This window comes from Acinetobacter sp. YH12255, from assembly GCF_013417355.1.
Taxonomy (GTDB): Bacteria; Pseudomonadota; Gammaproteobacteria; order Pseudomonadales; family Moraxellaceae; genus Acinetobacter; species Acinetobacter pseudolwoffii.
Window position 1 is genome coordinate 1 of sequence record NZ_VPEC01000096.1, and the last position, 3,601, is coordinate 3,601.

The window sequence follows — 3,601 nt, forward strand, 5'->3', positions numbered from 1 at the left end:
GCCTATCTCAGTGATGTGCTGAAAAGGCTGCCGACACATAAAGTGACCCAAATAGAAGAATTACTGCCACACCGCTGGAAATCCGACCAAAATTAAAAAATAGGCATGGGGTTCAGCGGACGCTTACGCTTCACTTAATATGATGGGGGTTAAACTGAAATCATCTGTATAAAATATAAAATTCTCATTTTTTAAATCATCAAAATTAATTTTCTCGTATTTCGTTAAATGTGAATCTTGTTTTGCTAATAAGCATAAAGGGGAATTTAATATTTTTATTGAGTACAGATCACTAGACCTCTTGCGAAAGTCGTTATTACAAGTTCATTCGGTTTACCAGTGCAGCGATTAAGTTAGCCACTGATGTATCTGGCTGCTGGCATTGCTGAATAAGTTGATGTTTAAATTCAGCCGTGAAGGTTCGACGGGGCTTTTTTAGCATTGGTGTGCTGTCTATAACTGTCTTTAAATCCATAAATAGGTGTCCACTTAAAGTTTAGTGGACACTATCGTGGTATTCATGAGTGAGGAAAAGTGGGGCTCAGCGGATGCTTACTTTCATCTTGAGAGAGTTGGGTGTATTTCTTCATTGCGTGCTTTCCAATTGCGAGTTGAAAAAGTCTAATGATTCTACGAATACACCTAACTTTTTCACCTAACTACAAATGTGTCGCACTTGTGATTTGAATCCGCTATTTTCAAAATCTGTCTTTCAGCTCGTTATGCAACAAAGCCGAACCGAATTAAAAATAGGAATGTGCTTCAGCTGATGCTTGCTCATTTCTTTATTTTTAGTAATTGAGGTGAACATACTGTCAGTACATGGTAGTTATAAGTAACGTGTAACTTTGTTTGCACAAAGATTTGAGTTCTGCCAAGTGATGGATTGATTTGTACTTAAAATTTTAAGCTTATCCACTTGCTTTGCAAGCCACTACACTTTATTTACAATCCTATGTTGTGGAAGTAAGGGATCTTGTACTCGCCCAGTATGTTCAACTTGATTATATCTAAAGGACTATTAGGCTTCAATCAAATCAATTTTCCAATTATTCGACTGAATTAACACATTTAAATCACGTAATTTAAGACTAATATCATCAGCTTGTTTTTGTAATGATGAAACTGGAATAACTTTATGCCACTTTATTTCCCGCGTACTATAACGATCAGATTCACGAGATGTATTACTTATTGCTGCAGTTAGGGTTTTGTGCTGTTCTACAAATTCATCACGCAAAGACAATAAAGCAAGTAGAGAACGACCATCATTTAATTTTGTTAAAGCATTAGTTTCATGAATTGCATAACTTAATTTTTGAAATTCTTGAATTAAAGAAAATACTTGTTTTAATAGTTCATTAGGATCTTCAGATGGTTTATCACCATCTTGTACCAATACATTTGCATTGATACGTTGTTTTAGTGAAATAATTTTTTTTTGTTGATCACTTCGAAGTAAGAGAGCTTCTGCTAATTTCATTTTTCACCTATTAACCAATTAGAATTAAGTTTTAAGCAGCTAAGTAATTTCACAAATACTATATCCTCATTCTTTAAAGATCAAAACAATTGATTTTTTATAATTTTCAGAGGTAGAAGTCTTATATTTTGTCATTAGTCGAAGCTCAGAATTAAGCTAAAGGCCTTTTTCAGATGCAGAATCCTTTATCTGATCCTAGACAGTATTGTGGACAGTCGATCCCTCTAAATTCTTACAATATTTTTGTTCAAAGGCTTCAGGACTTAACCAGCCATTTGCAGAATGTCTTCTGATTCGATTGTAATAAATCTCGATATAGTCAAACAAGACAGCATTCGCTTCTTTTCGAGTGGCAAACACACGCCATGGATTACATGACCTTTCAATGTATGAAAGAAGCTTTCAGTCACTGCATTGTCCCAACATGAGCAGTGTACTGCGCAAGACTGCGTGACATACTTTGAATACAGTTATTCGTCAATAATAGTGCTCTAAAAGCACGACTACAGTACTGACTGCCTTGGTCAGAATGAACCATAACTCCTGTTGAATAAGCTTTTCATGCGCCAAGGTTGGTCCGAAACCATGCAGTTGATCAGAAACAATATTGAGGCACTTGAGTCTGAGTTCTTAAGAAAGCCTGGAATTGCTGGTTTGGCCACGACCCGTATGGGCTAATGCAGCTGGACCTTGAACTTTGTATTTCTGCAGTAAGCGTCTGACCTGACATTCTGAAATATGAAGTAGAAGTAGCTGAGCAGCCTGGGATTGAGTTATGCGTTGATCGCAGATTTCCTGCAAGACCGACAATCGTTTAAGTTCTTTATCCGACATAGTGATCAGCATCTATATTTTATATCCAGTCCATGGTGATAAAAACCATCATAAACTAGACATTTTTATTGGTGAGAATATAGACACTTTAAATGGGTTCTAACATTTCATGTTATTCCTAAGTAGAAATGTCCTACCTAATAACCAAATAGAAATGTCCTACCTAATAACCAAATAGAAATGTCCTATATGGACATTTCCAAGTCAAGCACAGGATTCAGATTTCGCTGTTGAATTGCTGTTTTCTGTGCACGTCTGCTTGGCATCTTTTGAGAACGATTGCGTTTGTTTTGCTGTTCCAGTTCTTCATGCTGCTGTTGGATATGATTCAGAACAGCACCCAACCGTTTATTCTCAACAATCTCTCGCTGGTTCAGCTGACTTAATTTATCGAAGATGCTGTAATTGATCTTCCGACTTTCATGCATGATGGCCACAGTACCATCCGGGTATTCTAGAAATTCAAGATACTTGCCGATCAACCTTTGATTTTCTTCTGTATTCTCCAAGAGATATACACATTTATCATAAGTAATGGTCAGGCTTTTCGTCACTCTGCGTGGTTCACGCCAGGTAAAAACATCATCTAACTCTTCGGCTGTTTCAGTGACAGTCCGGTGTAGATCCTTGGGATTAAAAGCCATCTTGGCAAATTTACGATTAAATTGCTCAATAAAGCAGGGCAACCACTTATTCGCATCTGCAATCGAATTGATACCTTCCAGGCGCATCTCCTTAATCAGACGATCCTGAAGTGTTCTATTCGCTCGTTCCACACGACCTTTGGCCTGGGGTGAGTTAGCGAAGATGATATCGATTTTGAGGGTACTGAGTACGCGTCCAAACTGGGTAATCCTGGTGTCTTTCTTACTGCTTTGATTTACCCTAAACACTGAATGTTTATCGCTGTAAAACGCTAAGGGCTTACCGTGCTGTTCAACATACAGGCGTGTTGAAATCATATAGTCAAAGGTTGATTCTGATTCACAGAAGCGTAAATGCTGCAATTTTCCTGTGGCATCATCAATAAACACCAGTAAACAGCATTTAGGTGCTCGTCCTTCAAACCAGTCATGATGTGAGCCATCAATTTGGATCAGTTCACCATAACAATCCCGGTTATATCGAGGCTGATACGGGCGTTTCAGGCGCTTGGCGCGAGGAATCCATAAATCGGCTGCAATCATCCAGCAACGCAGGGTTTCCACTGAAAGATCGAATCCATGAACGGTAGTGAGCTTTTCATGCGCTAAAGTGGGTCCGAAACCATGGAGTTGATCCGAA

General features: G+C 38.3%; 4 protein-coding genes and 2 pseudogenes. 1 reads left to right on the forward strand and 5 read right to left on the reverse strand.

Annotation, left to right across the window (positions count from 1 at the left end):
• Positions 1–96: transposase domain-containing protein (locus FTV30_RS15715; protein ID WP_151760394.1), on the forward strand; the 96-nt coding region annotated here is incomplete at its 5' end.
• A 27-nt stretch (positions 97–123) separates the two neighbouring features.
• On the opposite strand, the gene FTV30_RS16540 is transcribed toward FTV30_RS15715, so the two are convergent.
• The 5 genes and pseudogenes from FTV30_RS16540 to FTV30_RS15735 form a co-directional block, all read right to left on the reverse strand.
• Positions 124–288, reverse strand: coding sequence for a hypothetical protein (locus tag FTV30_RS16540; protein ID WP_373683725.1), 165 nt, complete (start codon positions 286–288; stop codon positions 124–126).
• Between the two features lie 733 nt (positions 289–1,021).
• Positions 1,022–1,483 carry a DIP1984 family protein gene (locus tag FTV30_RS15720; RefSeq protein WP_004733111.1) on the reverse strand — a complete coding sequence of 154 codons (462 nt, stop codon included), beginning with the start codon at positions 1,481–1,483 and terminating at the stop codon, positions 1,022–1,024.
• Between the two features lie 195 nt (positions 1,484–1,678).
• A pseudogene (locus FTV30_RS15725) lies at positions 1,679–2,042 on the reverse strand (IS3 family transposase); the annotation flags it as partial.
• Positions 2,036–2,317: pseudogene (locus tag FTV30_RS15730) on the reverse strand (helix-turn-helix domain-containing protein); the annotation flags it as partial. The pseudogenes FTV30_RS15725 and FTV30_RS15730, both read right to left, overlap by 7 nt.
• Positions 2,318–2,502: 185 nt before the next feature.
• Positions 2,503–3,601: ISNCY family transposase (locus FTV30_RS15735; RefSeq protein ID WP_180001902.1), on the reverse strand; the 1,099-nt coding region annotated here is incomplete at its 5' end.

Coding starts and splice junctions, on each gene's coding strand:
- FTV30_RS15720 (WP_004733111.1), bottom strand. CDS start 1,483: ATGAAATTAGCAGAAGCTCTCTTACTTCGAAGTGATCAACAAAAAAAA.